Here is a 21,111-nt window from a genome sequence, read left to right as displayed (position 1 = left end):
CGGGACACCCTGCTGCATCTGACGCTGGCCGGGCTGTGCGGCTCGGCGTCGCTGGCGGCGCAGTACGCGGCGGTCCGGGCGGGCGTCAACGACCTGCTGGACTGCATCCCGCTGCTGGTGAGGAACTTGGAGCACTCCCAGCGGCAGCACACCGCGCTGGTGGAGGCGGTGCTGGACAGGGACGCGGACGCGGCGCGGGAGATCGCGCGGGAGCACTGCGCGGGCACGGCGGCACTCCTGCGGGGCTTCCTGGCCTGACCCCGGCTCTGCAAAGGTATGTGTGAGCACCTTTGGAGGGCACATGGGCGGACGGCCGCTGATCGGCGTGAGTACGTATCTGGAGGCGGGCGCTCGCTGGGGCGTCTGGGAGCTGGAGGCGGCGCTGCTCCCCGCCGCCTACCCCCGCCTGGTGAGCCGTTCCGGCGGCCTCCCCGCCCTGCTGCCGCCGGACGACCCGGCGCTGGCCGCGGAGGTGGTGGCCCGCCTGGACGGCGTGGTCGTCGCGGGCGGCCCCGACGTCGACCCCGTCCACTACGGCGCCGAACGCTCCCCCCGCTGCGGTCCGCCCGCCCCGGAGCGCGACGTCTGGGAACTCGCCCTGATCGAAGCCGCGTTGGCCGCCCACGTCCCCCTCCTCGGCATCTGCCGGGGCATGCAGCTCCTCAACGTCACCCTGGGCGGCACCCTCGTCCAGCACCTCGACGGCCACACGGAGGCGGTCGGCGTCTTCGGCGCCCACCCCGTCCACCCGGTACCGGGCACCCTCTACGCCTCTATCCAGCCCGAAGGCACCAGCGTCCCCACCTACCACCACCAGGCGATCGACCGCCTCGCCCCCGCCCTCACCCCCTCCGCCCACGCGGCCGACGGCACGATCGAGGCCGTCGAACTCCCCTCCGCCGAGGGCTGGGTACTGGGCGTCCAGTGGCACCCGGAGATGGGCACGGACGACCGGGTGATGCGGGCACTGGTCGCCGCGGCGGACACGCCCTAGCTCCGCGTCAGGGACAGCAGCTCCCTCGCCGGCCCCGTGGGCCGGTGTCCCGTCGGCCATACCGCCCGCAGATCCCGGCGCAGCGGGACGCCCTCCACCGGGATGCCGACCAGGCGGCGGGTGGTGAGTTCCTCGCCGACGGCCAGTTCGCTGAGGACGGCGGGGCCCGCGCCGCTGATCACGGCGGCCTTCACGGCGGTGGTGGAGGAGAGTTCGATGAGGGGGCGGGCGGGGGCGCCGAGGGCGGCGTCGAGGACCTGGCGGGTGCCGGAGCCGCGTTCGCGGAGGATGAGGGGGGTGGCGGCGAGTTCCGCCGTCGTCAGGGGGCGGGAGCGGCGGGCCCAGGGGTGGCCGGGGGCGGTGACGACGGTGAGCCGGTCGTGGGCGATGACGGCCGAGTCCAGCCCGGTGGGTACGGTCAGCCCCTCCACGAAGCCGAGGTCGGCCTCGCCCGCCAGCAGGAGCTCGGCGACCTTGGCCGAGTTGCCCGCGAGCAGCGACACCGCCGTGTCCGGCCGCCCGGCGCGCAGCGCGAGCAGCCAGCCGGGGAGCAGGTACTCGGCGATGGTCATGCTGGCCGCGACCCGCAGCCGGGAGTCCCGTGTCGCCCGGAGCGCCTGCGCGCCCGCGTCGAACACCTCGGCCGCCGCCACGACCTGCCGCGCCCAGTCGGTGACCAGCGCGCCCGCGTCGGTGAGCCGGGAGCCGCGCGGGGAGCGGTCGACCAGGGCGACGCCGAGCTGCCGTTCCATGGACCGCAGCCGGCTGCTGGCGGCGGGCTGGGTGATGCCCAGCTCACGCGCGGCCGCGCCCAGGCTGCCCAGCCGAGCCACGGCCAGCAGCAGCTCCAGCGCGCCCAGATCGGGCACCCGGTGCGCCAGCGAACCGCTCCTCGCCTGCTCTTCGCTCATAAGACCACCTTATGTCCCCATAGAAACGAACGCCCTGGTCAGCGTCGGCCCCGGGCCAGGAAGCTGGTCCCATGGTCATCGCAGCCCGCCTCCGCCACCTCGGCCCGAACTGGTACGCCGCCGTCATGGGCACGGCGATGGTCGGCTCGGCGGGCGCCGCCCTCCCCTCCCCCATCCGTTGGCTCTGCGCCGCCCTGTGGACCCTCTCCCTGCTCCTGCTGCTCGCCCTCCTCGCGGCCCGCGCCCTGCACTGGACCCACCATCGTGACCAGGGCCGTGAACACCTCCTCGACCCGGCGACGGCCCCTTTCCACGGCTGCACCGCCATGGCTCTCCTCGCGGTCGGCGGCGGCGCGCTCTCGGCCGGCCGGTACTGGACCGGCACCCAAGCGGCCGTGGCCCTGGACGCCGTTCTGTTCACCGCCGGTACCGCGCTGGGGCTGGCGGTGGCCGTGGCGGTGCCGTACCTGATGGTGACCCGGCACCGGCCCGCCCTCGCCGACGCCACCCCCGTATGGCTGCTGCCGCTGGTCGCGCCGATGGTGTCGGCCGCGCTGGGCCCGGCCCTGGTGCCGTATCTGCCGCCCGGCCAGCCCCGCGAGACCCTGCTGCTTGGCTGTCTGGCGCTGTTCGGGCTGAGCCTGCTGGCCACGCTGCTGATGCTCCCGCTGCTCCTCGCCCGCCTGCTGCTCCACGGCCCGCTGCCGCTCGCGCTGACCCCGGCCCTGTTCCTGGTCCTCGGCCCGCTGGGCCAGTCGGCCACCGCCACCGGCGCGATCGCGGACCTGGCGCCGGGCGTGGTCCCGGCGCCGTACGACCGGGGGCTCGCGGTGTTCGCCGTGCTGTACGGGGTGCCCGTCATGGGCTTCGCGCTGCTGTGGCTGGCGTTCGCCGCCGCGCAGCTGGTGCGGGCGCGGCGCCGGGGCATGCGGTTCGCGCTGACCTGGTGGGGGCTCACCTTCCCGGTCGGCACGTGCGTCACCGGCGCGGCCTCCCTGGCCCGGCACACCGGCCTGGCCGTGTACGCGGGGCTGGCCGTCGGCCTGTACGCCCTGCTGCTCATCGCCTGGGGGGCGGCGGCCACCGGTACCGTGCGCGGCCTGCTCAGCGGGGCGCTGCTGCCAGCGCCTCCGCCAGCACGCGGGGCGCTTCGAGCAGCGAGGGTCCGTACCAGGTCAGGTGCCGTCCGCTGACGAGGGCGCAGGGCAGTCCGGGGAACGCCTCGGGGCCGTCGTCGGCGGTGAAGCGGTACGGCTCGTCGGGCAGGACGACCAGCTCGGGGGCCGCCGCGTTCAGCTCCTCGACGGGGATGCGGGGATAGCGCTCGGCGTGATCGGCGTAGAGGTGCCGGACGCCGAGGCGGGCCAGGACGTCGCCCGCGAAGGTGTCCCGGCCGAGCACCATCCAGGGGCGGCGCCAGACGGGCACCACGGCGCTGACCGGCCGCAGCGACGCGGGCAGGGCGGCCCAGGCCGCCTCGGCGCGGTCCAGCCAGCCGGGCCGGCTCGTGGCACCGCACGCCGACAGCACCCGCTCCAGCTCGGTGAACGCCTGCGGCACGGTCCGCACCTCGGTGACCAGCACCGGGACGCCCGCGGCGCGCAGGGCGTCGAGGTCGGGGGCGCGGTTCTCCTCCTCGTTGGCGATCACGAGGTCGGGTTCGAGGGCGGCGATCCGCGCGGTGTCGGGGTTCTTGGTGCCGCCGATCCGCTCGACATCGAGGTCCGCCGGGCGTTCGCACCAGTCGGTGGCCCCGGCGAGGACACCGGGCAGCGTCACGGCGACCGCCTCGGTGAGCGACGGCACCAGGGAGACGACCCGCACTAGCGCGCCCGGTCCTGGACCGCCTCGATGTGCTCGGCGACGGCCACCACGATCACCCGGGTGTCCGGCACGGTGGCGCGCCAGCGGTGGCGGACACCGCCGGTCAGGTACAGAGTGTCGCCGCGGCCGAGCCGGTAGGCGCGGCCCTCGGCCTCGATCTCGACCGCGCCGTCGGCCACGTACATCAGCTCGTCGTTGCGGTGCTGGAACTCGCGGCCGGCGTCGTGGTCGCCGGTGAACTCGGAGGCGTGCAACTGGTGGTGGCCGCGCACCAGCGCGCGGGTCCGGGCGGTGAAGTCGCCCTCGGCGAGCGGCTCACCGCGTACGACGTCCACGCTGCACGCGGGGTCGGCGGCGGCGAGGAGTTCCACCGCGGTGGTGCGCAGCGCGTCGGCCACCTTCTCCAGGGAGGTGCGGCTCGGGCGGGCCCGGTCGTTCTCCACCTGGCTGAGGAAGGGCACCGAGAGGCCGCTGCGCTCGGCCACGACCGCGAGGGTGAGTTCGAGCGTCCGGCGGCGCCGCCGGACGGCCGCACCGACCCGCACGGGCTGTCGCTCCTTGTGGTCGCCCATCGCTGCGGCTCCCTCCTTCACGCGTGGCGCGGCTGCCCGGACGCCTCGTGCCGGGCGTCCCTGTCCTGAGTTGTCTGCACCCTACGCACGTTCGGCAAACCGTTTCACGCGCCTCTCACATCCCGCGCCGCCGCAGGGCCGGCACCCCACGGTTCGCGCCAGTGCCGCGGTCCGCCGGACGCCTGGTCCAGCCCATGCTTTCCGCGGCGTTCACCTGCTTCAAGGCTCGGGCGTCCCCAGGTGTTCCCGCGAGGCGGGGTCCATGGCGCTCCGTGGTTGGCCGGATCTCTACGGTGGTGAGACCGGCCCCCGGGGGCGGACGCGGTCCGGCGTCCGCCCCCTCACCTCATCCGGCCGCTTCCCGCCCGGCCTTGCCGGCCGGTGCCCAGGTACCGGCCAGGCCGGGGTTCTCCTTGAGCCAGGCGCGGACGGCGTCCTGCTCCTTGCCCTTGCCGGCCTTCTGGATGCGGGCCTCCAGGCCGGTGAGCTGCTTCTCGGTCATCGAGAAGTCCTTCAGCCACTTGGCGACCTCGGGGTTGTCCTCGCTGAACCCCTTGCGGGCGAGGGTGTGCACCTTGTCGCCCTTGCCCCAGGCGCCGGCCGGGTCCTTGAGCTTCTTCAGCCGGTAGTCGCTGTAGGCCCAGTGCGGGGACCACAGGGTGACGACCACGGGCTGCTTCTTGGCGTAGGCCCGCTTCAGCTCGGTCAGCATGGCCGGGGTGGAGCCGTCGACGACCTGGTACGTGCCCTTGAGCCCGTACTGGTCGAGCACCTTGTCCTTGAGCAGGCCCATCATGCCCGCGCTGGGCTCGATGCCGATGATCCGGCCGTCGAACTCGGCGGCGTGGTCCTTGAGGTCGGCCAGGGAGTTCACGTCCTTCACATAGGACGGGACGGTCAGCTCCAGGGAGGTGGAGCCGTACCAGTTGCCCAGGTCCTCCATCCGGTCGCCGTACTTCTTCCAGTACTCGGCGTGCGTGGTGGGCAGCCAGGAGTCGGTCTCGAAGTCCAGGCGGCCGGTGGCGAGGCCGGTGTAGAGGGGGCCGGCCGCGTACTGGGTGACGCTGACCTTGAAGCCGCGCCGCTCCAGCAGTTCCTTCCACAGGAACGTGGAGGCGATGCCCTCGTCCCACGGGATGTAACCGAGCTTGATCTCCTTGCCCTGCCCGATGTCCGTACCGGACGCGGTGGACTTGGCGGCGCCGGGCCCGAAGACCCCGAGCCCGCCCGCGACCAGCGCGAGCACGACCACCGCGACGACGGCGACGGCCGGGCGCGGCCGGTACGACCAGGCGGTGGGCCGGGCCTTGGCGGCGGCGCGGCGGCCCAGCGGGGAGAGCTGGGTGCCGAGCGCGCCGGTGACCCGGTCGAGGTAGATGGCGAGGACGACGATGCCGACGCCCGCCTCGAAGCCGTAGCCGATGTCGAGCTGGCCGATGGCCTCGTTGACGGCGCCGCCGAGGCCGCCGGTGCCGACCATGCCCGCGATGACGACCATGGACAGGCCGAGCATGATGACCTGGTTGACACCCGCCATGATGGTGGGCAGGGCGAGCGGGAGCTGCACCCGCCACAGGGTGTCGCGGGGGGTGGTGCCGAACGCCTCGGCGGCCTCGACCAGTTCGGCGTCGACCTGGCGGATGCCCAGCTCGGTCATGCGGACGCCGGGGGCGAGCGCGAAGATCAGCGTGGCGACGACACCGGCCGCGGTGCCGAGCCCGAAGAAGAGCATGGCCGGGATCAGCAGCACCATCGACGGCATGGTCTGGAGCAGGTCCAGGGCGGGGCGCAGGGTGGCGCTCACCGCACGGGAGCGGGCGGCCCAGATGCCGAGCGGGATCGAGATGACCAGCGCGATGATGGTGGCGACCAACACCAGCGAGAGCGTGGACATGGCCCGCTCCCACAGGTCGAGGGAGTCCACCAGGGCGAATCCGGCGAAGGCGAGGACACCGGCGAGCAGTCCGCGCAGCCACCAGGCGAGGACGGCGAGGATGCCGGCGAGCAGCAGGGGCTGCGGGGCGGTGAGGACGGCGTCGATGCCGTCGTACATGCCCTCCAGGACGGCGCGGACGGCGTCGAAGAGCCAGGAGAGGTGGCCGACCAGCCAGTCGACCCCGGAGTCGACCCAGTCGCCGAGCGGAAGCCTAGGCACGGGCGGTCACCTTCCTGCCGTCGCGGGGGTGGTCGCAGGCGATCGGGTCTCCCTGCTCGTCGCCGAGGAAGCCCACCAGGCGGCTTTCGGGGACGACGCCGACCACGGTGCGGCCGGCGTCGAGGACGGCGACCGGGTGGCTCAGGCGGGCGCTGAGCGCACACAGTTCGGTGAACGGCGTGCCGGGCGCGGCGGTCTCGCAGGCGCAGTCGGCCTCGTCGCCGCGCACGTCGGTGTCCATGACCGCGGACGCGGTGAGCACGCGGGAGCGGTCGACGTCCTGGATGAAGGAGGCGACGTAGTCGTCCGCGGGGCGCAGCAGGATGTCCTCGGCGGTGCCGGTCTGCACGATGCGGCCGTCGCGCATGACGGCGATGCGGTCGCCCAGGCGCATGGCCTCGTTGAGGTCGTGGGTGATGAAGACGATGGTCTTGCGCAGCGTCTTCTGGAGTTCGAGGAGCTGGTCCTGCATGTCGCGCCGGATCAGCGGGTCCAGGGCGCTGAAGGACTCGTCCATCAGCAGCAGGTCGGCGTCGGTGGCCAGCGCGCGGGCGAGGCCGACGCGCTGCTGCATGCCGCCGGAGAGTTCGTCGGGCCAGGAGTCCTCCCAGCCGGCCAGCCCGCACAGGGCGAGCGCCTCGTCGGCGCGGCGTTCGCGCTCGGCGCGGGGCACGCCCTGCACGGCCAGGCCGTACGCGGCGTTGTCACGGACGCTGCGGTGCGGGAAGAGAGCGAAGTGCTGGAACACCATGCTGATCTTGTGGGCCCGGACCTCGCGCAGCTCCCGGTCACCGAGCGCGGTGAGGTCCTGCCCGTCGAAGCGGACCCGGCCCGCGGTGGGCGTGAGCAGGCCGTTGAGCGTGCGCAGCAGGGTGGACTTGCCCGAGCCGGACAGGCCCATGACAACAAATATCTCCCCCGGCGCGACGGCGAAGGAGGCGTCGATGACGGCGGCGGTGCTGCCCTCCGCGCGCAGTTCGTCGCGGCCGGCGCCCTGTTCGAGCCGTGCCACGGCCTGGTCCGGTCGTCTGCCGAACACCTTGTAGAGATGTTCGGCTTCGATTCTCGCGGTCATGCATGTCCCTCGGCTAGGCGGCAAGAAGCAGGAAACGAGGGATAGTTGTCACTTGATAAGCAATTGCCTCGTTCCGGCGCGCGGCGCCTGCCCGGTCGTATTTGAGCCAAACACCGAAGTGCCCCAGGTCACACCCGTGGGCCCGGCGCGCGGGCCCGCTGTCGGTGCGGTGCGGCATGATGCGAGCGTGACCGGACGACTGATGCTTCTCGACACCGCCTCGCTGTACTTCCGCGCCTACTTCGGCGTGCCGGACTCGGTCAGGGCGCCGGACGGCACCCCGGTGAACGCGGTGCGCGGACTGCTGGACTTCATCGACCGCCTGGTCAAGGACCACCGCCCGGACAAGCTGGTGGCCTGCATGGACGCGGACTGGCGCCCCCAGTGGCGGGTCGACCTGATCCCCTCCTACAAGGCACACCGGGTGGCCGAGGAGCACGAGGGCGCCCCCGACGCCGAGGAGGTGCCGGACACCCTCTCCCCCCAGGTCCCGGTCATCGAGGAGGTGCTGGACGCGCTCGGCATCGCCCGCGTGGGGGTGGCCGGATACGAGGCGGACGACGTGATCGGCACGTTCACCGCCCGCGCGGACGGCCCGGTCGACATCGTCACCGGCGACCGCGACCTGTACCAACTGGTCGACGACGCCCGTGACATCCGTGTCCTGTATCCGCTCAAGGGCGTCGGCACCCTCCAGCTCACCGACGAGGCGTGGCTGCGCGAGAAGTACGGCGTGGACGGCCGGGGTTACGCGGACCTGGCACTGCTGCGCGGCGACCCGAGCGACGGCCTGCCGGGCGTGCCCGGTGTCGGGGAGAAGACGGCGGCCAAGCTGCTCGCCGAGTTCGGGGACCTGGCCGGGATCGTCGCCGCCGTGGACGACCCGAAGGCGAAGCTCACCCCCACCCAGCGCAAGCGCCTGACCGAGGCCGCCCCCTATCTCGCGGTCGCCCCGAAGGTCGTCCGGGTCGCCGGCGACGTCCCCCTGCCCGAGGTGGACACCGCGCTGCCGCACACCCCGCGCGACCCCGCCGCCCTGGACGCGCTCGCGGCCCGCTGGGGCCTGGGCAGCTCCCTTCAGCGGCTGCTGACCACCCTGAAGGCGTGAATACGGCTTCCTCCGCATGGGAAATTCTCGAACGAAGGGCCCCCCGGCACCGGTGGGGCACCGGGGGGAGGTGCTAGCTTAGGTAAACCTAACCAAGGCAGCAGGAGGCCGTCATGGCAGAGCGTCCGGGGCGAAAGCCGCGCAAGCTCCATTCCGCCCAGGTGGTACGCACCGAGCGGCTGACCCCGCACGTCCAGCGGATCATGCTCGGCGGCGCCGGACTGGCCGACTTCTCGGCCGACACCTGGACCGACCACTATGTGAAGCTGCTCTTCGCCCCGGTGGACGGGATGACCTACCCGGAGCCGTTCGACCTGGAGGCGATCCGGGCCGAACTCCCCCGCGAGCAGTGGCCGGTGACCCGTACGTACACCGTGCGCGCCTGGAATGCCGAGGACCGGGAGATGACCCTCGACTTCGTCATCCACGGCGACGAGGGTCTCGCCGGGCCCTGGGCCACCCGGGTGCGCCCCGGCGAGACCCTGCGCTTCTTCGGCCCCGGCGGCGCCTACACCCCCGATCTGACGGCCGACTGGCATCTGCTCGCCGGGGACGAGAGCGCGCTGCCCGCCATCGCCCGCGCCCTGGAGAGCCTGCCGGCCGGCACGCCCGCGCACGCCATCGTGGAGGTGGCCGGGCCCGGGGAGGAGCAGAAGATCGACTCCGATGTGGAGGTCGTCTGGCTGCACCGCGGGGACCGCCCGGTCGGCGAGGCCCTGCTGGAGGCCGTACGGGCACTGGAGTTCCCCGAGGGCCGCCCGCACGCGTTCGTGCACGGCGAGGCGTCCTTCGTGAAGGAGCTGCGCCGGATGCTGCGGGTCGAGGCGCAGATCCCGCGCGAGGACCTGTCCATCTCCGGCTACTGGCGCCTGGGCCACAACGAGGACGGCTGGCAGGCCAGCAAGCCGGAGTGGAACGCGCGGATCGAGGCCGAGCAGGAGAACGCGGCCGCGTGAACCGGCGGGTCAGTCGCCCCTGAGCCGGGCGTGCAGGTGCATGTCGTGCCAGCCGTCCGGGTGCAGCAGCGCCCGGCGCCGGGTGCCCTCCACCGCGAACCCGGCCTTGGTGGCCACCCGGCAGGACGCCTCGTTGGCGGTGGCGTGCATCAACTCCAGCCGGTTGAAGCCGATCTCGTCGAACGACCAGCGCACCAGCGCGTCCGTGGCGTGCCGGGCCACGCCCTGCCCGCGCGCCGACGCCACCGTCCAGTACGCCACCTCGGCCACACCGTCCCGCAGCCGGATCTCCCGCAGCGCGGCCCGGCCGCACAGCTCACCGGTGTCCGCCCGGACCACGGCCCACTGGGCGTCGCACTCCCGCGTCCACTGTGCGTGCCAGTCCTCGATCCAGCCGGCGGCCTCCTCGGGGGAGTCGCAGGACCTGGCGTGCCACTGGTTGAGCGTCGGGTCCTGGAAGGCCGCGTGGACGGCGGGCGCGTCCTCGGCCCGCCAGGGGCGCAGGCGCAGCCCGGCGGCGGCCGGGATCTCCGGCTGCGGCCGGCGGGAGAGGGTTCCTTCGGGCAGCACCGGGCTGGTCAGATACGGCATGCCGGCATCCTGCCAAGCGCCGGGCGGCGGGCCAACCGGATTGGGCCGCCCCCGTACCCTGGGACACCTGATGAGACGCCGTACGCAACCCCCGCCCGCCCCGCTCCCCCAGCGCCGGGGCGTCGACCCCGTGCGGGTACGGCTGCCCGTGGAGGGGGCGTGGGCCACGGTGCGCGAGCATCTGGTGGCGCGGCTGACGGGCGCCGGGCCGGGCGCGGTGGAGGCGATGTTCCACGCCGGGGCGGTGGTGGGCGCCGACGGGCTGCCGGTGGCGCCGGACGCGCCGTACCGGCCGGGGATGTTCGTGTGGTTCCACCGCGAGCTGCCGCCGGAGGTGCCGGTGCCGTTCCCGGTCGAGGTGGTGTACCGGGACGAGCACATCGTCGTCGCCGACAAGCCGCACTTCCTGGCCACCACCCCGCGCGGCTCCCATGTCCTTCAGACCCTGCTCGCCCGCCTCCGCCACGACCTCGGCCTGCCCGAGCTCGGCGCCGCGCACCGGCTGGACCGGCTCACCGCCGGACTGGTGCTGTTCACCGTCCGCCCCGGCGAACGCGGCGCCTACCAAGGGCTGTTCCGCGACCGCCGGGTGCACAAGGAGTACGAGGCCGTCGCCCGGCACGACCCGGAGCTGGAGCTGCCCCGGACCGTGCGCAGCCGGATTCTGAAGGAGCGCGGGGTGCTGGCCGCACGGGAGGTGACGGGCGAGCCCAACGCGGTGACGCGGGTGGAGATCGACGGGCACCGCGAGCGGGACGGACTGGCCCGCTACCGCCTGCTGCCCGCCACCGGCCAGACCCACCAGCTCCGGGTGCACCTGAACTCGCTCGGCGTCCCCATCCTCGGCGACCCCCTCTACCCGGAGGTGGCCCCGGTCACCGCGCCCGGCGACTTCCGCCGCCCCCTGCAACTCCTGGCCCGCAGGCTGGAGTTCACCGACCCGCTGACCGGCGCCCGGCACAGCTTCGTCAGCGGGCGCACACTCCAGGCGTGGACGTCGCCCGCGGAGTGGGCGGGCGCCTGACCGGCGGGCCTACTCCCCCAGCAGCCACCGCCACATCCGCTGCCAGCGGCTCGGCGGCGCGCTCTCCGGCGACGCGGGCCAGGACCCGGCGGGCTCGGCGGGCGGCACCGGCTCCGTCCGCTCCGCCCCCTCCATCCGCTGCGCCGCCTTGTCCTCCGCCTTCTCCTCCAGCCATGCGCGCGGCTGCGGCACCGGCGCCCCGGCCCGGTGCGGGTGGAGGGAGGACATGCTGGGCGCCCGGTTGACGTCCTGCTGCGGCTTGGGTTCGAACAGCACCGGCAGCGACACCAGGTGCCGGGACGCGATGGAGGACCGCCAGCGCAGGTCCTCCTCGGCGCACTCCAGCCGGATGTCGGGCAGCCGGGTCAGCAGGGCCTCCACCCCGATGTCGGCGATGGCCCGCCCGATGTCCTGGCCGGGGCATTCGTGCGGGCCGCCGCCGAAGGCGAGATGGGACCGGTTGCCCTTCATGTGCGCGGTCGGGTCGGGCCGTACACGGGGGTCGACGTTGCCCGGTGCGGGCGCGAACAGCAGCCCGTCGCCGCGCCGGATGCGCTGCCCGCCCAGCTCGGTGTCCTGCTTGGCGTAGTAGCCGAGCACCGTGCTGAAGGGCGGCTCGTCCCACAGCGACTGCTCGATCGCCTCCGGCACCGTCATCTGGCCGCCGTTGAGCCGGGCGCGGAACCCCGGCTCGGTCAGCACCATGCGCAGCGCGTTGGCCAGCAGGTTGGCGGTGGTCTCGTACGCGGCGAACAGCAGCAGCCGCAGGTGCTCGCGGACCTCGTCGTCGCTGAGCCCCGCCGGGTGCGTGATGAGGTGGCTGGTGACGTCGTCCTCGGGACGGGCCCGGCGCCGGGTGGTGAGCCCGCTGAGCGCCTCCATGACGTAGGCGTGGCTCTGGATGGCGGTGTCGGTGCCCTTGAGCGCGTCCCGGGCGGCCTGCACCATCCGGTCGTCGAACTCCTCGGGCATGCCGAGGATCTCGCACATCACGGCCATCGGCAGGTGCTCGGCGAACTGGGAGACCAGGTCGGCCCGGCCGCGCCCGCAGAAGCGGTTGACGAGCTCCTGGGTGGAGCTGTTGATGGAGCGGCGCAGCCCCCGGTGGTCGATGGTGTCCATGGCGGCGGTGACGGCCGCGCGCAGCCGCTGGTGCTCGTCGCCCTCGGCGTGCGCGCAGATCGGCTGCCGGGCGATGTGCGGCATCAGCGGATGGTCGGGCTTGACCCTGCCCTCCAGCAGCGGGGTCCAGCCCCGGCTGTCGCGGGTGTACTGCGAGGGGCTGCGCACCATGTGCAGGTTCTCGGCGTGCCCGAGGACCACCCACATGGGCACGTCGTCGTGGAGGAGGACGGGAGCGACCGGGCCGTGCTTCTCCCGCAGCCGCTCGTAGAGGTCGTCCAGGTCGAGCGCGTCCGGGCCGTACAGCCGGTGCAGGCCGCCGGGGCCGGTGCCGTGCGCGGGGCAGCCCGGCGGCGGACCGGGGGCGGTGTCGGGGGTGCCTGTCGGGGTCTGGGGTTCAGGCGTCACAGTGATCGCTTTCGGGAAACGGCTGGTGGGGTTCGCGCGCCCGCTCAGGTCAGGGCGCCGGACCGGGCGAGGGAGTGCAGGAAGTGCATCAGCGTCAGCAGGGTGTCCCTGCTGGAGGCGCGGCGCCGCACGTCGCACTCGACGATCGGGATCTCCGGGGCCAGGTCGAGCGCGCCCCGCAGCTCCTCGACGGGGTGCCGGGGCGCGTCCGGGAAGGAGTTGACGGCGACGATGAAGGGCACGCCCCGTTCCTCCAGGCGGCCCATGACGTCGAAGCTGACGTCCAGCCGGCGGGTGTCGACCAGGACGACCGCGCCGAGCGCGCCCTCGAAGAGGCGGTTCCACAGGAACCAGAACCGTTCCTGGCCGGGAGTGCCGAAGAGGTAGAGCACCAGCTTCTCGGTGATGCTGATGCGGCCGAAGTCCATGGCCACGGTGGTGGCGGTCTTGGTCTCGGAGCCGTAGTTGTCGTCGATGCCGATACCGGCCTGGGTCATGGTCTCCTCGGTGGTCAGCGGTCTGATCTCGCTGACCGAGCCGACCATGGTGGTCTTGCCGACGCCGAAGCCGCCCACGATCACGATCTTCACCGCGGCCTGGGCGGTCTGCGGGAGCCGCTCCTCGGTGCGCGGGCCGGGGATCGCGGGGACGGCGTCAGAGGCGTTGAAGTCCATGCATCACCGCTTCGAGGAGGGTCCGGTCGGGGAGCGCCTGGCGGACGATCGGGGCGCGGGCCTGCACCAGGTCGGCGCCGATCAGCTCGGTGATCAGCGCGGTCATCGCGCTGAACGGCAGATCGAGGTAGGCCGAGAGTTCGGCCACGGACAGGGGCGCGGAGCAGAGCCGGAGCACGGCCGCCTGCTCGGGGGTGCCGGACGGCGGGGGCGCCGAGCGCGCCACGATCAGGGTGACCAGATCGAGCTGCGCCCGCCCGCCGTCGTGCAGTCCGGTGACGGCGTACAGCCGCTCGGGGCTCCCGGCCTCCGCCTCCTCGCCCGCGTCCGGGGCGAGGGGCGGCGGGGAGGGCGCCTCCTGCGGCAGGCGCCGTTTGCGGCGCGGGGTCATACGGCCTGCCCGCCGCGCCGGGGCGGAGAAGTGAGGTGGGCGCCGATCCGGACGACGAGGTCGCGCATCATGCCGCCCATCCGTCCGGGCTCGCAGACCACGTCGGCGAGGACGGCGAGGTAGGCGTTGTCACCGGCGGCCATCAGATAGAAGTAGCCGCCGTCGATCTCGATGACGACGAGCTTCATCTCACCGCTGCTGCCGGGCAGTTCCTGGGCGACCGCCCCGGCCAGGCTCTGTACGCCGGCGCAGGCGGCGGCCACCCGGTCGGCGGCGTCGGGGTCGCCGCCGTAGCGGGCGATGCGCAGGCCGTCCGAGGAGAGCACCACGATCATCTCGATGCCGGGTACGCCGTCGTGCAGTTGCTTGAGCATCCAGTCGAAGTTGGCACGCTGCTGGATCACTTGGGCTCCCCCTCGTCGCCGGCGCCGGTGTCGGCCGAGTCGTCGATCAGATGCAGGTAGGCGGTCGGATTCCGGGTGAAGTCGGTCGGATGGGCGCCTTCGTTGCCCTTCTTCATGCCCTCCCAGAAGGCGTCGACCCACATGCCCGGTTCGCGGTCGAGAAGCTTCTGCCGCTCGGGATCGGCCGGGTGCCGGGGCTCCGGTTCGGGCTGGGTCCGGGACCAGATGGTGGGGCGCCCCTCGCGCTCGGCCTGCTCGATGGCGGCCTGCTCGGCGTAGCGCTGGCTGAGCGGCACGGTCACCCGGCTGCGTCGCTGCGGCAGTCCGTTCGCCGTCCACTCGGTGACCTCGGGGACGTCGTCCTCCATCGAGGCCGGGGCGGGGATGCGGGGCGCGGTGGGGCGGCGGCGCTTGGGCGGGCGCTTGGGTCCTTCCAGCGCGCCGAGTTCGGGCATCGGCACGGCGGTGGCGCCGATGCCGTGCGCGGCGCCGACGCCGGGTTCGGTGGTGAGCATGTCGCGGGGGACGACGAGGATGGCGCGGACGCCGCCGTAGGCGGAGGCGCGCAGCGAGACGTCCATGTCGAAGGCGTTGCAGAGCCGGCCGACCACGGCGAGGCCGAGCCGGGGGCTGTCGCCGAGGTTGTGCGCGTCGTCGTCGGCGCGGGCGTCCAGGATCATCTGCTCGACGCGGGCCCGCCCCTCCTCGCTGAGGCTGACCCCGGCGTCCTCGATCTCGATGGCGAGGCCGGTCTGCACCTCGAAGGCGGTGACGTGCACCTTGGTCGAGGGCGGCGAGTAGCGGGTGGCGTTGTCGAACAGCTCGGCCGCCGCGTGGATGACCGGCTCGACCGAGGTGCCCTTGATGTTGATGTTGACGATCGAGGCGAGGTTGATCCGGGGGAACTCCAGGATGCGGGACATCGCGCCCCGCAGCACGCTGTAGAGCGAGACGGGCACCGGCCACTGGCGGCCCGGACGGCCGCCGCCGAGGACCGAGATGGAGTCGGCGAGGCGGCCGATCAGCGCGGTGCCGTGGTCGACGCGCAGCAGGTCGTCGAAGACCTCGGCGTTGCGGCCGTGGTCCTCCTCCATCTCCCGCAGTTCCTTGGCCTGTTGGTGGACGATGGCCTGCACACGCCGGGCGGTGGTGACGAACGCCCGCTGGGTGGCGTCCCGCATGTTGATCTCGTGCTCGGCACCGCGCAGCGCCACTCGTAGCAACTCGCGCTGGGACGGCGGGAGATGACGCAGCTCGGGGTCCTCGTCGACGACGTGGCGCAGCACGTCCCGCAGCCGCTCGCCCCCGCGCAGCCGAGCGAGCGCGAGGGGCAGCACCTCGGAGCCGAGACGGACGATCTCCGCGTCATGGGCGGCGATGCGGTGCTCCAGATACGCGGTGTGCCGGGCGTTCTCGGCCTCGGCGGCCCGGAGCTGACGCCCGCGCCGCACCACTTCGCTCGCGGTGGCGAGCAGCAGCAGCGTGGCCACCAGCCCGCAGCAGGCGACGGCGATCCGGGCGGAGCCCGGCACCAGGAACACGGCGGCCGCGGTCACCGCGGCCATCACCAGGGCGGGCGGCAACAACACCTGCGCGTAGGGACGTTCACGGACACCGGGAGGTTTCTGAACACTCACCATGGATGCCTTCTGGGAAGAACGGTATATAGGGGAACAGGCGCCCGAATCCATCTCAACCGGGTCCGCCGCGGGCGAGCCTAATCCGACCGGGACACCCCCGTGTCATATTCGGCAAGCACCTGAAATCCCCCGCGCAACAGGAGTACCGTCACCCCTATTTACACGGCGAGCACCCATTCGAACACGTTGGGTAGTGCCACGCGGGCATGCGAAGAGGGGCCGGCCGAGCCGGCCCCTCAGGGGCGCGCGGAACTGCGCGACCAGCCACAGCCCACCCGCGACCGCGCGCGGAACCTCACCCCACGGACGAGTAGGCGACAACCCCTCGCAGCAGTTGGTCGACAGCCTTGCGCGCGTTCTTGGCGACCGTCGAGCCCTCCGCGGGAGCGGCCGCGGCAACCTGCCCGAGAACGTCGATCACCTGCTTGGTCCACCGCACGAAGTCCCCCGCGGGCATCTCCGCCTCCCGCAGGACCTCGTCGAGCCCCCTCCCCGAGGCCCACTGGTGGGCGATCCACGCGAACCCGAGATCCGGCTCCCGCTGCCCGACACCCTCGGTCTGGCGGATCCGGAAGTCCTCCTCCAGCGCGTCCAGTCGACCCCAGATCCGCACCATCTCCCCGAGCGCGGTCCGGGCCGGCCCCGAGGGCAGCTTGGGTGCCATCGCGTCGTCGCTGACCCGTGCCTCGTACACCAACGCCGAGACGCAGGCGGCGAGGTCGGCGGGGCCGAGCCCCTCCCAGACGCCCTCGCGCAGGCATTCGCTGGCCAGCAGGTCCAGCTCGCCGTAGAGCCGGGCGAGCCGCTTGCCGTTGGCGGTGACCTCGTCGCCCCGGAGATAGTCCAGTTCGGTCAGCAGGGCCACGATCCGGTCGAAGGTCCGCGCGATGGTGTTGGTGCGGCCCTCGATGCGCCGCTCCAGCTGCGAGGTGTCGCGCTGGAGCCGGTGGTAGCGCTCGGCCCAGCGGGCGTGGTCCTCCCGGTCGTCACAGCCGTGGCAGGGGTGTGCGCGGATCGCGGTGCGCAGCCGGGCGATCTCCCGGTCGTCGGCGGCCTGCGAACGCTTCTTGCGGGCGCGCTCCGGCGGGATGTGCCCGGCCTTGGTGCGCAGCGCGGAGGCGAGGTCCCGACGGGACTGCGGGGAGCGGGCGTTGAACGTCTTCGGGATGCGCATCCGGTCCAGCGCCTCCACCGGGACGGGGAAGTCCATCGACGCCAGCCGCTTGACCTGCCGTTCGGCGGTGAGCACCAGCGGGCGGGGCCCGTCGTGGTGGTCGAGGCCCCGGGGGCCGCCGGTCCGCCCGGCCGGCAGGCCGGGGTCGAGCACGAGCGCGAGACCCGCGTACTTGCCGGTGGGCACGTGGATGATGTCGCCCGGCTTGAGCTTCTCCAGGGCGACGGCGGCCTCGGCGCGCCGCTGGTTGGCGCCCTGCCGGGCCAGCTCGGTCTCCCGGTCCTTGAGTTCGCGGCGCAGCCGCGCGTACTCGTCGAAGTCGCCGAGGTGGCAGGTCATGGAGTCCTTGTAGCCCTCCAGCCCCTCCTCGTTGCGCTGCACCTGCCGGGAGATCCCGACGACCGACTTGTCCGCCTGGAACTGCGCGAACGACGTCTCCAGCAGCTCCCGCGAGCGGTGCCGCCCGAACTGCTCGACCAGGTTGACCGCCATGTTGTACGACGGCTTGAAGCTGGAGCGCAGCGGATAGGTGCGGGTGCCCGCGAGCCCGGCGAGGTGCTCGGGGCTCATCCCCCGCTGCCACAGCACCACGGCGTGGCCCTCGACGTCGATGCCCCGGCGGCCGGCCCGGCCGGTGAGCTGGGTGTACTCGCCGGGGGTGATGTCGGCGTGCTGTTCGCCGTTCCACTTGACGAGCTTCTCCAGCACCACCGAGCGGGCGGGCATGTTGATGCCGAGCGCCAGGGTCTCGGTGGCGAACACGGCCTTGACCAGCCCGCGTACGAACAGCTCCTCCACGACCTCCTTGAAGGTCGGCAGCATGCCGGCGTGGTGGGCGGCGATGCCGCGCTCCAGGCCCTCCAGCCATTCGTAGTAGCCGAGGACGTGCAGGTCCTCGGACGGGATGTTCGCGGTGCGCTCCTCGACCAGGGCGCGGACCTGTTCCCGCTCCTCCTCGTCGTTGAGCCTCAGGCCCGCGTACAGGCACTGCTGGACGGCGGCCTCGCAGGCGGCACGGCTGAAGATGAAGGTGATGGCGGGCAGCAGGCCCTCGGCGTCCAGGCGCTCGATGACCTCGGGCCGGCTCGGCGTCCAGGCGCGCTGGCGCTGCCTGCGCTCCCGCTCCCGGTCGGCCTCGCGCATGGCACGGCCGCGCCTGCGGTCCTGGTAGGAGGGCCGGGTGGCCTCCATCCGGGCGAGCCGGGCGAGGTCGGGGTTGACGGCCTTCTTGCTGCCCTCGCCCTCCTCGAACAGGTCGTACATCCGCCGTCCGGCGAGCACGTGCTGGAACAGCGGTACCGGGCGGTGCTCGGAGACGATCACCTCGGTGTCGCCGCGCACGGTGTCCAGCCAGTCACCGAACTCCTCGGCGTTGGACACGGTGGCCGACAGCGACACCAGGGTCACCGACTCGGGCAGGTGGATGATCACTTCTTCCCAGACGGCGCCCCGGAAACGGTCGGAGAGGTAGTGCACCTCGTCCATGACCACGTAGCCGAGGCCCAGGAGGGTCTGGGAGCCCGCGTACAGCATGTTCCGCAGCACCTCGGTCGTCATGACGACGATCGGGGCGTCGGAGTTCACGCTGTTGTCGCCGGTGAGGAGGCCGACCTTGTCGGCTCCGTAGCGGCGGCACAGGTCGGCGTACTTCTGGTTGGACAGCGCCTTGATGGGTGTCGTGTAGAAGCATTTCTTGCCCTGCTCCAGGGCCAGATGGACGGCGAACTCGCCCACGATCGTCTTGCCCGAGCCGGTGGGGGCGGCCACCAGCACGCCCTTTCCGCCCTCGAGTGCGGTGCAGGCTTCCACCTGGAAGTCGTCGAGGCCGAAGTCGTACATCTCGCGGAAGCCCGCGAGCGCGGTGGCCTGCTCGGCGGCCCGCACTCGGGACGCCGCGTACCGCTCGGCCGGTGAGAGGTCCTCTGTCATCGTGCTTTCGAGCGTACCGGCCCGCACCGACAACAGGACGATCATTATCGCTTCCCACGCCCACCGAACCGGAACGCCCGACTCCGGCCCGCCTGCGCAGACGGGCTCCCGCACGGACGAGGGGCCGGACGGAAGATCCGTCCGGCCCCTCGCTCACGGGTACGCGCTCAGGTGACGTCGTCGTAGCCCTCGTACCGGCCCGGCGGCAGGGCCTCGGCCTGACGGGCCTGCTCGGGGACGGCGGCGGTCAGCCGCTCGGGGCCGGCGATCGGCTCCGGCCGGTGGTCCAGCGGCGAGGCCTCGTCGTCGTCCAGCTCGGCCGCCTCGTCGGCACGCTCGCGGCGGCGGTCGTTGAGCAGCGCGATGCCGACGGCGATGAAGTACAGCACCACGATGGGGCCGGCCAGCGCGATCATGCCGAAGGGGTCCGTGGTGGGGGTGGCGACGGCACCGAAGACGAAGACGCCCATGACCACACCGCGCCACCAGCCGGCCATGCGGCGCCCGGTCACCACACCGGCGAAGTTCAGCATGACCAGCAGCAGCGGCAGCTCGAAGGCGCCGCCGAAGATGAGGATCATCCGGACGATGAAGTCCAGGACCTTGTCCATCGGCAGGATGTTCGCCGAGCCGTCGGGGGTGATGCCCAGCAGCACCCGCATGCTGATCGGCAGGATCGTGTAGGCGAGCCAGGCGCCCGCCATGAACAGCGGCACCGCGGCGGCCACGAACCCGTAGGTGTACCTGCGCTCGTTGCGGTGCAGGCCCGGGGCGACGAACGCCCACAGCTGGTACAGCCAGACGGGGCTGGAGATGACCACGCCCGCCATGAAGCAGACCTTCACCGTGGTGGTGAAGGGCGACAGCAGGTCGGTGTAGGCGATGACCGCGCAGGAGCCTCCGGTGGACTCACCCAGGCCCCCGGTGCAGCGCGGGACCGGATGCGAGAGGAAGGACATCAGGTCCTGGCTGTAGAAGGCGGCCACCACGGAGACGATCGTGATCGCCAACATGCCCTTCGCGAGCCGGTTGCGCAGCTCGCGCAGGTGCTCCACGAGGGGCATCCGCCCCTCGGGGTCCTTCTCTTTCTTGCGGGCAGACTTGAGCAACCCACGTCCTCATCTCGTGCGGCAGGCCGGTGGTGCGGCCGCGGGTCAGCGCTGGGTGGTGTCCGTGGGCTCGTTGACCGGGCGGGCGCTGTTCACGTCGCCGGGGGCGGCCTGGATGGTGCGCTGCGCGGGGGGCTGCTCGCCCGGGGCCGGAGGCGTGGAGGTGTTGCTCTCCTCCTTCATCGCCTTGGCCTCGCTCTTGAGGATGCGCGCGGACTTGCCCAGCGAGCGGGCCATGTCCGGAAGCTTCTTCGCGCCGAAGAGCAGGAAGACGACGACGAGAATGAGAATGATCTCGGTAGGACCGAGCCTTCCGATCATGAGTTAGTACCTTCTCACCGAGGCGGGGGTGGGGGTGCTGTCCGACCGCTCGGACAAGCGCCCGGATGGTCGTGCCGGCAGCGATCGTAACGCTCAGGGGTAAACGAGAGGCAATCCCCGTGCGTACTCCCGGTCCGCGGTACGCGCCTCGTTCTTCGCACCGCGACCAGCAGCGTACCCGTACGTCTGTCCCGCATGACAGGGCGAAGTGACGCAAACCGCTTGTGGCGTGTCCGGCGCCCCGGTCACCCCGCAGGTCAGAGTGTGTCGGCGGCGCGGGCGGTGCTCACCGCGGCCCGCTCCAGGTCCTCGGCGGCGCGGCTGATGCGGCGTCCGGAGTCGGCGACCTGGAGGCCGAGTTGCCGCGCGGCCACGAAGACGCGGACGGCGAGCACCCCCAGTACGGCGAGACCCAGAAATCCCATGGCTACCGCGAACATCGGCCAGAACATGGGGACGAGCCTAGACCGTGCCGCAGCCGTCTCAGACGGTGGAGTGCAGCCGCAGGGTCCGCACCCCGGCCCCGCTGAGCAGTTGCACGATCCGGTCCCCGGCGGGTTTGCGCACCGCCGTGCCGCACTCGGGGCAGGTGAAGGAGTAGAACGTGGTCCGGCTGGAGCCGCCGATGGCCAGCCGCAGCGCGCTGGCGGCGAGTTCGAACCGGCCCCGGCAGTCGGGGCAGGCCGCCTTGAACACCACGGGGACGACGCGCCGCATCCCGGCGAAGGC

22 protein-coding genes are annotated in these 21,111 nt (G+C 72.7%); 6 read left to right on the top strand and 16 right to left on the bottom strand.

Going from position 1 to position 21,111, the window contains the following annotated elements; translation table 11 throughout:
* Positions 1 to 258, top strand: a 258-nt coding sequence (locus GT030_RS06730; protein ID WP_161200282.1) for an FCD domain-containing protein, incomplete at its 5' end; no start/stop codon positions are given.
* Positions 259 to 301: 43 nt separating this feature from the next.
* Positions 302 to 994 carry a gamma-glutamyl-gamma-aminobutyrate hydrolase family protein gene (locus GT030_RS06725; protein WP_161200281.1) on the top strand — a complete coding sequence of 231 codons (693 nt, stop codon included), beginning with the start codon at positions 302 to 304 and terminating at the stop codon, positions 992 to 994.
* Here the strand turns inward: GT030_RS06725 and GT030_RS06720 are convergent.
* The gene (locus GT030_RS06720; RefSeq protein ID WP_161200280.1) at positions 991 to 1,905 is read right to left on the bottom strand and encodes a LysR family transcriptional regulator; all 915 of its coding nucleotides are present in this window, start codon (positions 1,903 to 1,905) and stop codon (positions 991 to 993) included. The two genes, GT030_RS06725 and GT030_RS06720, sit on opposite strands and share 4 nt — an antisense overlap.
* A 71-nt stretch (positions 1,906 to 1,976) precedes the next feature.
* Between GT030_RS06720 and GT030_RS06715 the strand changes: the two genes are divergently transcribed.
* Complete coding sequence (locus GT030_RS06715; RefSeq protein ID WP_161200279.1) at positions 1,977 to 3,098, top strand: TDT family transporter; 1,122 nt, start codon at positions 1,977 to 1,979, stop codon at positions 3,096 to 3,098.
* Here GT030_RS06715 and GT030_RS06710 read toward each other — a convergent pair.
* From GT030_RS06710 to GT030_RS06695, 4 genes are all read right to left on the bottom strand, one after another.
* Complete coding sequence (locus GT030_RS06710) at positions 3,010 to 3,729, bottom strand: helical backbone metal receptor (protein ID WP_161200278.1); 720 nt, start codon at positions 3,727 to 3,729, stop codon at positions 3,010 to 3,012. The two genes, GT030_RS06715 and GT030_RS06710, sit on opposite strands and share 89 nt — an antisense overlap.
* Positions 3,729 to 4,301 (bottom strand): XRE family transcriptional regulator, encoded by a 573-nt coding sequence (locus GT030_RS06705; protein WP_086696308.1) that lies wholly within the window; start codon positions 4,299 to 4,301, stop codon positions 3,729 to 3,731. Before GT030_RS06705 ends, GT030_RS06710 begins: the two co-directional genes overlap by 1 nt.
* A 346-nt stretch (positions 4,302 to 4,647) precedes the next feature.
* Positions 4,648 to 6,456, bottom strand: a complete 1,809-nt coding sequence (locus tag GT030_RS06700; RefSeq protein ID WP_161200277.1) for an ABC transporter permease/substrate binding protein — start codon at positions 6,454 to 6,456, stop codon at positions 4,648 to 4,650.
* Positions 6,449 to 7,531, bottom strand: coding sequence for a glycine betaine/L-proline ABC transporter ATP-binding protein (locus GT030_RS06695; RefSeq protein ID WP_161200276.1), 1,083 nt, complete (start codon positions 7,529 to 7,531; stop codon positions 6,449 to 6,451). Before GT030_RS06695 ends, GT030_RS06700 begins: the two co-directional genes overlap by 8 nt.
* 187 nt (positions 7,532 to 7,718) lie before the next feature.
* Here GT030_RS06695 and GT030_RS06690 point away from each other — a divergent pair, with 187 nt between their 5' ends.
* Together GT030_RS06690 and GT030_RS06685 are read left to right on the top strand one after the other, a co-directional pair.
* On the top strand, positions 7,719 to 8,639 hold the full coding sequence (locus GT030_RS06690; RefSeq protein WP_161200275.1) for a 5'-3' exonuclease: 921 nt from the start codon (positions 7,719 to 7,721) through the stop codon (positions 8,637 to 8,639).
* A gap of 113 nt (positions 8,640 to 8,752) precedes the next feature.
* Positions 8,753 to 9,595: a siderophore-interacting protein gene (locus GT030_RS06685; protein ID WP_161200274.1), complete on the top strand. Its 843-nt coding sequence runs from the start codon at positions 8,753 to 8,755 to the stop codon at positions 9,593 to 9,595.
* Positions 9,596 to 9,604: 9 nt separating this feature from the next.
* Here GT030_RS06685 and GT030_RS06680 read toward each other — a convergent pair whose 3' ends face one another.
* Positions 9,605 to 10,186, bottom strand: coding sequence for a GNAT family N-acetyltransferase (locus tag GT030_RS06680; protein WP_161200273.1), 582 nt, complete (start codon positions 10,184 to 10,186; stop codon positions 9,605 to 9,607).
* Positions 10,187 to 10,256: 70 nt separating this feature from the next.
* On the opposite strand from GT030_RS06680, the gene GT030_RS06675 reads away from it, so the two are divergent.
* Entirely contained in the window at positions 10,257 to 11,210 is a 954-nt protein-coding gene (locus GT030_RS06675) for a pseudouridine synthase (RefSeq protein WP_161200272.1), read from the top strand.
* Between the two features lie 9 nt (positions 11,211 to 11,219).
* Here the strand turns inward: GT030_RS06675 and GT030_RS06670 are convergent, their stop codons facing one another.
* The 10 genes from GT030_RS06670 to GT030_RS06625 all read right to left on the bottom strand — a co-directional run.
* Positions 11,220 to 12,740: a cytochrome P450 gene (locus tag GT030_RS06670; RefSeq protein ID WP_161200271.1), complete on the bottom strand. Its 1,521-nt coding sequence runs from the start codon at positions 12,738 to 12,740 to the stop codon at positions 11,220 to 11,222.
* Between the two features lie 44 nt (positions 12,741 to 12,784).
* The gene (locus GT030_RS06665; RefSeq protein WP_135792653.1) at positions 12,785 to 13,414 is read right to left on the bottom strand and encodes an ATP/GTP-binding protein; all 630 of its coding nucleotides are present in this window, start codon (positions 13,412 to 13,414) and stop codon (positions 12,785 to 12,787) included.
* Entirely contained in the window at positions 13,395 to 13,805 is a 411-nt protein-coding gene (locus GT030_RS06660) for a DUF742 domain-containing protein (protein WP_135792652.1), read from the bottom strand. The genes GT030_RS06665 and GT030_RS06660 overlap by 20 nt, the downstream gene beginning before the upstream one ends.
* Complete coding sequence (locus GT030_RS06655) at positions 13,802 to 14,209, bottom strand: roadblock/LC7 domain-containing protein (RefSeq protein WP_030812755.1); 408 nt, start codon at positions 14,207 to 14,209, stop codon at positions 13,802 to 13,804. The genes GT030_RS06660 and GT030_RS06655 overlap by 4 nt, the downstream gene beginning before the upstream one ends.
* The gene (locus GT030_RS06650) at positions 14,206 to 15,849 is read right to left on the bottom strand and encodes an ATP-binding protein (protein ID WP_237522238.1); all 1,644 of its coding nucleotides are present in this window, start codon (positions 15,847 to 15,849) and stop codon (positions 14,206 to 14,208) included. Before GT030_RS06650 ends, GT030_RS06655 begins: the two co-directional genes overlap by 4 nt.
* Before the next feature lie 295 nt (positions 15,850 to 16,144).
* Complete coding sequence (locus GT030_RS06645; protein ID WP_161200270.1) at positions 16,145 to 18,997, bottom strand: DEAD/DEAH box helicase; 2,853 nt, start codon at positions 18,995 to 18,997, stop codon at positions 16,145 to 16,147.
* A 122-nt stretch (positions 18,998 to 19,119) separates the two neighbouring features.
* Positions 19,120 to 20,016, bottom strand: a complete 897-nt coding sequence (gene tatC / locus GT030_RS06640; RefSeq protein WP_161200283.1) for a twin-arginine translocase subunit TatC — start codon at positions 20,014 to 20,016, stop codon at positions 19,120 to 19,122.
* 90 nt (positions 20,017 to 20,106) lie between these two features.
* A complete protein-coding gene (gene tatA, locus GT030_RS06635) occupies positions 20,107 to 20,382 on the bottom strand; it encodes a Sec-independent protein translocase subunit TatA (RefSeq protein ID WP_161200269.1) in 276 nt (91 codons plus the stop codon).
* Positions 20,383 to 20,639: 257 nt separating this feature from the next.
* The gene (locus tag GT030_RS06630; RefSeq protein WP_086693401.1) at positions 20,640 to 20,834 is read right to left on the bottom strand and encodes a hypothetical protein; all 195 of its coding nucleotides are present in this window, start codon (positions 20,832 to 20,834) and stop codon (positions 20,640 to 20,642) included.
* A gap of 31 nt (positions 20,835 to 20,865) precedes the next feature.
* A partial coding sequence (locus GT030_RS06625; protein ID WP_161200268.1) for a hypothetical protein occupies positions 20,866 to 21,111 on the bottom strand: 246 nt, incomplete at its 5' end.

Source organism: Streptomyces sp. SID1328 (genome assembly GCF_009865595.1).
In the GTDB taxonomy this organism is placed as follows: Bacteria; Actinomycetota; Actinomycetes; order Streptomycetales; family Streptomycetaceae; genus Streptomyces; species Streptomyces griseoluteus.
Note: the sequence above shows the minus strand (reverse complement) of the source record. Positions and strands in the feature narration are given on the sequence as shown.